General features: G+C 45.3%; 6 protein-coding genes. All 6 read right to left on the reverse strand.

Annotated features, from left to right (window positions below; genetic code table 11):
- Window positions 1-162 (reverse strand): site-specific integrase (locus tag B3182_RS14530; protein ID WP_292753306.1); only part of this gene is annotated, 162 nt, incomplete at its 3' end.
- Window positions 163-277: 115 nt separating this feature from the next.
- On the reverse strand, window positions 278-622 hold the full coding sequence (gene rplS, locus B3182_RS14535) for a 50S ribosomal protein L19 (protein WP_292357917.1): 345 nt from the start codon (window positions 620-622) through the stop codon (window positions 278-280).
- Between the two features lie 13 nt (window positions 623-635).
- Window positions 636-1,379, reverse strand: a complete 744-nt coding sequence (trmD, locus tag B3182_RS14540) for a tRNA (guanosine(37)-N1)-methyltransferase TrmD (RefSeq protein WP_292357915.1) — start codon at window positions 1,377-1,379, stop codon at window positions 636-638.
- A gap of 9 nt (window positions 1,380-1,388) precedes the next feature.
- On the reverse strand, window positions 1,389-1,910 hold the full coding sequence (gene rimM, locus B3182_RS14545; RefSeq protein WP_104934432.1) for a ribosome maturation factor RimM: 522 nt from the start codon (window positions 1,908-1,910) through the stop codon (window positions 1,389-1,391).
- A gap of 21 nt (window positions 1,911-1,931) precedes the next feature.
- Window positions 1,932-2,180, reverse strand: a complete 249-nt coding sequence (gene rpsP, locus B3182_RS14550; protein WP_292357911.1) for a 30S ribosomal protein S16 — start codon at window positions 2,178-2,180, stop codon at window positions 1,932-1,934.
- Window positions 2,181-2,266: 86 nt separating this feature from the next.
- On the reverse strand, window positions 2,267-3,454 hold a 1,188-nt coding region (gene ffh / locus B3182_RS14555), incomplete at its 5' end, for a signal recognition particle protein (RefSeq protein WP_292742054.1).

The raw sequence follows: 3,454 nt of genomic DNA on the forward strand, positions 1-3,454 counted from the left end.
CGCATTGGCCAATGTCACATCAAACGGCTGCAACCAACTGGCAAAAGCCACTAAATCATGTTGATAGGCCGTTACTGTATTATCGCTAAGCCCTGATTCAAGCCATAAAGAATCAAGAAAACTCTGTAAATGACGTTCGTGTTTATCAACAGCTTGTTTCATTGAATTGCTTCAGTTTGACTATAGTGCATGTCGATTTAACCGCATAAAAAAAGGACAAAGCTGAAAATCAACTTTGTCCCTTTTTCTGTAATAACGGATCAATCGATCCGCTGAATTACAATTTTTCTTTAATACGTGCCGCTTTACCAGTCAAATCACGCAAGTAGTAAAGTTTCGCACGGCGAACGTCACCACGGCGTTTCAATTCAACACTGGCGATGGTTGGGCTGTGAGCCTGGAAAACACGCTCAACACCAACACCGTTAGAGATTTTGCGAACAGTGAAAGCTGAATGCAAACCACGGTTACGTTTAGCGATAACAACGCCTTCAAAAGCCTGTTCACGTTCACGCTCACCTTCTTTAATACGAACCTTGACAACAACTGTGTCACCGGCAGAAAAATCCGGAATATCGGTTCTTAATTGTTCAGCGTTAAGCTGATCGATAATGTTACTCATTGTTTGCTCCCAACTAATCCTGCCCGCGCTCGGCAATAAATTCTTCCAATAAAGCAGCCTGTTCTGTTGATAATGTCATCGATTCCAACAAATCAGGTCGCCGTAACCATGTTCGTCCTAAGGACTGTTTGAGGCGCCACTGACGTATTGCCTCATGATTTCCACCTAACAGTACGGCTGGTACTGTCTGGCCATTTAACTGTTCCGGGCGGGTGTAATGTGGATGGTCCAGCAGACCACTCATAAACGAATCCTGCTCAGCAGATTCGGCATCACCCAACACCCCGGGTAATAAACGGGCAATACCATCAATCATCACCATGGCTGCCAGCTCACCCCCACTGAGGACATAGTCACCTATCGACCATTCCTCATCAATTTCCTGTTCAACCAGTCGCTCATCAATACCTTCGTAGCGACCGGCCAGCAAAATCATCGATCCACGTTTGGCCATTTCGCCTAACGCGTGCTGATTCAGCTTTTGTCCCTGTGGTGATAAATAAATGACTTTCACATCATCACCAAGTTGTTGTTTTGCTGTTTTAATCGCATCCAACAAAGGACTGACTTTCATTACCATTCCGGGACCACCACCATAAGGTCGGTCATCCACGGTTTGATGTTTGTCGGTTGTAAACTCTCGCGGGTTTAAATAACTCAGGCTTAATCTGCCCTGTTTTACCGCCCTGCCGGTTACACCATATTCTGTTATCGCCGCAAACATCTCCGGAAACAATGAGATTACTGACAGCTTCATTTTAGTTCATCAAAGATAGTCAGCTTGCCAATCGACCTGAATCTGCTTGTTTTCCAAATCAACTTTTAAAACAGTTCGATCCAGAACAAACGGAATCAGATACTCCGTATCTGGCTCTGTTCCACTTACCACCAGAACATCATTTGCACCTGTTTCTAACAGATGATCAACGATTCCCAGTTTTTCATTTTCAGCATTAATAACTGTCAGGCCAACCAAGTCAGCCCAGTAAAACTCATCTTCATCAGTTTCCAGCAATTGTGAACGTTTTATCGCCAGTTCTGAACCAATCAATGTCATGGCCTGATTTCGGTCAGTGACCTTCTCCAGACTCATCACAACCGCCTTACCCTGTAACTGACCACCATTCACTTCGATTGGTATCCAATCTCCATGACGATGCACATAAAGCGGTTTATATTCCAGAATGTTGTCGCGAGGGTCGGTATATGAAAAAACTTTAACCCAACCCTTTACGCCGAAAACACCTGATATTTTCCCTACCGGGATGTATTCGCTGGCATCAGCCATCACGAGACTCCCGGATAGAAATTAAGCAGACTTTTGTGCTTGCTTGATCAGCTGGGCAACACGCTCAGAGGTTTGTGCACCTTGGCTGATCCAATGTTTAACGCGCTCTAAATCAATGCGTAGCTCTTCTTCCTGGCCTTTAGCAATCGGGTTAAAGAACCCCAGACGCTCGATGTAACGACCATCACGTTTACTACGTGAATCTGTTACGACAATGCCGTAAAAAGGACGCTTTTTTGCGCCGCCGCGTGTCATTCTGATTGTTACCATAAACCTACCCGTTGAAAATCTGGATGGAAAAATAGAGTTATTTTACGCACTTATCCAAGGTTTGCAAAGCTGTAAATGCGATTGTGTTAAAAAGGCATGCCACCGCCGCCCATTGGCAGTTTTCCACCAAGGCCGCGCATCATTTTAGCCATACCACCTTTCTGTCCCATTTTCTTCATCATTTTCTGCATTTGTGAGAACTGTTTCAGTAGGCGGTTAACATCCTGGATCTGTGTGCCAGAGCCAGCTGCAATACGTTTTTTCCTGGAGCCTTTGATTAATTCAGGACGACGCCGCTCTTTCGGAGTCATTGAATTGATCATCGCTTCCATTCTGACCAGTTCTTTATCATTGGCCTGATTTTTAACGGCATCTGGAATTTGTCCCATTCCAGGCAACTTATCCATCAATGTGCCAATGCCGCCCATTTTGCTCATTTGCTGTAGTTGATCGCGAAAATCTTCAAGGTCAAAACCTTTGCCTTTCTTGAGTTTGTTAGCGAGTTTTTCAGCTGAGTCGGTATCAATTTTGCGTTGTGCTTCTTCGACCAGAGAAAGTACGTCGCCCATTCCCAAAATTCGCGAAACAATACGATCAGGATGAAACACTTCCAGCGCAGTAGTCTTTTCACCGACCCCCATAAATTTAATGGGCTTACCGGTGATATGCCGAATGGATAAGGCCGCACCACCTCGTGCATCACCATCGGTTTTAGTCAGAATCACACCGGTCAGTGGCAATGCTTCATTAAATGCCTTGGCGGTATTTGCCGCATCCTGACCAGTCATGCTATCAACTGTAAATAAGGTTTCAGTTGGATTAATTGCTGCGTGGATGCGTTTAATTTCGCCCATCATGTCGTCATCAATGTGCAGCCGACCAGCCGTATCAATAATGACTACATCAACATATTCTAGTTTTGCTTGTGCCACTGCAGCCTGAGCGATTGCTACCGGATCCTGACTGGCATCACTGGGAAAAAACTTGGCTTCAACATCACTTGCCAACGTTTTAAGCTGCTCAATCGCGGCTGGACGATAAACGTCAGCACTGGCGACCATCACCGATTTTTTTTGTCTTTCTTTCAGAAAACGGGCCAGTTTGGCCACACTGGTTGTTTTACCGGCACCTTGTAAGCCTGCCATCAAAATAACAACCGGCGGCTGACTATTCAGATTAAGACTATTGTCTTCATCGCCCATAACGGCGACCAGTTCGTCGTTAACTATTTTGACGAAAACCTGGCCAGGACTGAGGCTGCGCATCACATCCTG

Origin of the sequence: Methylophaga sp. UBA4204, from assembly GCF_002379485.1 — a bacterium.
In the GTDB taxonomy this organism is placed as follows: Bacteria; Pseudomonadota; Gammaproteobacteria; order Nitrosococcales; family Methylophagaceae; genus Methylophaga.